The sequence below is a fragment of the Succinimonas amylolytica DSM 2873 genome (genome assembly GCF_000378405.1).
Taxonomy (GTDB): Bacteria; Pseudomonadota; Gammaproteobacteria; order Enterobacterales; family Succinivibrionaceae; genus Succinimonas; species Succinimonas amylolytica.
In genome coordinates this window covers 1-2148 of the sequence record NZ_KB899654.1, presented here as the reverse complement: position 1 = coordinate 2148, position 2148 = coordinate 1, and the positions used below count along the sequence as shown (strand labels likewise).

Here is a 2148-nt window from a genome sequence, read left to right as displayed (position 1 = left end):
CCAATGGTTACATAACTGACAGACATTCCTTTTCCTATGTGTAAATGGCGGTGGGGTCAAGTAGTTTCTTCGGCCTTTGTTGATAGTGCTGCCAAAACCAAAACTTTGCTGACCATCCCTATGTGCTGAGTAGGCAGCTCAAGGGTTTGCCTCTCAAGAATGTATTTCGAATGCAGCCTTTTTTCAGGGTGCAAAAAACTAAGGGGGCTGCCCCCCAGTTTTCGGGCTCTCAATTATGACGCTGCGGTTCAGCAAAATCTTAGATCGTCGGCATAACCACCTCCGATTAGGCTTGCCCTGATGGTGGTACATTTCCTTGAACGGCCTATGAGGCGAGGGAAAAAAACGTCCTGTCCACCAGAGCAAACTCGTTGCTGTCATACTGAACAGCAGAAACAAAGGCATCAGTACTCGCTAACTTCTATGTTCTGTTTCTAAAAGAGCCTTGGCAAATTGCCTGTCCGGCTCCACAATTTTGATCTAAAGGTCTTTAAGGTATTCTCCCGCCAAATTCTATATCTATGCATCAAACTGCAATGGAGGTCAGACGTTTTGGAGAAAACCGTCTCTGCTAACCTGCAGAGACAAAGTTCTTTGATCCTGCTGTTATCTCAGTATGTCAAAATCCCTTATTCATTAATTCCTTTCTGTTAATCATTTATTGCTTAATCCTGATTATGCTGCTTTGGCAGATGCTTTGGCAGCTGCCTGGGCCTTTGCCTGAGCCTTTGCTGCTTTCTGCTGTTCTATCTGCTCAGGGCTTTTCATCAATACGGAAACCAGCGAGGTTTTCGTCCGATCGTATCTGCCGTTTTCCGTTGCGGCTACTGCCCAGGCAATGCGGCACATTTTGTTGGCAATGGCGCAGATTGCCACTTTGCGGGGTTTTCTGCACACCAGATTTAATATCCAGTCAGACTGGTAATAATGGCAGGTTTTCGATTCTATGCCTGTTTTAACCCTGTTATAGAGACCGCTGGCCCCCTCATACAGCGATCGTTTCAGAACAGGGTTTCCCTTTCTGGCAATGCCCAGAATGGTTACCTTTCCTCCGCTTCCGGTATGGTAAGGAGTTTCGCCGCAGTAGTCGGCAAACTGTCTTCCGTTCTTAAATAACGCAGGATCTGCCATCACATTGGCAAAAGCCAGAGATGTTATCGGACCTACATACGGTATTGTCATAAGTCTCTGAACAAGGTCATTGTTTTTTGCAGTCTCCTCAATCTTCTCATGGAGTTTTTTCTCTGATTCATGGATTGCTTCTCTTACTTTGTTAAGCGCGTCCACAGATGCTTTCAATGTAGACGCCCATGGCTTGTTTTCCTGAAAAGATTTATCCAGGAAGGCCTGTGCCACTGCCTTTGTTTTTTCATAGTCTGTGGTGTTGCACACGCACCCGTATTCGGACAGAAGAGCTTTGAGATTATTATTTGTCTCGGTATCAATCTTGAGTACAAAATCCCGGGTTTTAAGCAAATATCCTTCGGCCTGATTCTCCTCAGACCTTACATTTATCGTCTTTATGGCAGGCAGAAACGAAGCCTGCCAGATTGCGTGAGCATCATTTTTGTCATCCTTGCTTCCAATGTTGATGCTGTTGGTTATCTCAGCCGGAATAATCATCGGTAAATGACCGTATTTCCTGCATTCGCGTCCCCAGTAGTGGCAAGTGCTGCAGGCTTCCATGACGACCTTGAACTTAATCTTGCTGTCCTTAAGAAATTTCTCGAACTTGGTTCTGTTCATCTGCTGGTTGACCAAGGTGTTAGTACGCGGTTCCATATAAGCAACCTGAAAAACATTCTTGGCAAGATCGACGCCAACATGAACAAATGATTGATTTTCTAAAACATTTGTGATATCCATATAACCGCCTATTTTTGTTTAGAAACTGGTGTTGCTGTTTATCCTACATCAGTTTCTTTTTTTGAAGTTTCAAAACCTGATCTTGCTGCCAGCCCGCAATTTCTCCTTTTCTTCTGCCGTTTCATCATCTAACCGAGGATTTCGTCAAGTCCCGAGCTTTTCTGCGAGCCGCCATTTACACCACATTCCTTGAGTGAAGCCTCAATATTACGAAGACTTTTGGTGGTCCAGCACAATGGATTCTCAGGATTTCCTACTGTACTGTTTTCCAGTAAAAGGTTT

Annotated in this window: 1 protein-coding gene; it reads right to left on the bottom strand. The window is 44.6% G+C overall.

What is annotated here, in order from left to right; all coding sequences use genetic code 11:
- Nucleotides 1–675: 675 nt before the first annotated feature.
- Nucleotides 676–1866 (bottom strand): IS110 family RNA-guided transposase, encoded by a 1191-nt coding sequence (locus F557_RS20805; protein WP_019001960.1) that lies wholly within the window; start codon nt 1864–1866, stop codon nt 676–678.
- Between the last annotated feature and the right edge of the window lie 282 nt (nt 1867–2148).

Bases quoted from the DNA above. Each gene is read 5' to 3' on its own strand.
- F557_RS20805 (WP_019001960.1), bottom strand. From the start codon at position 1,866: ATGGATATCACAAATGTTTTAGAAAATCAATCATTTGTTCATGTTGGC.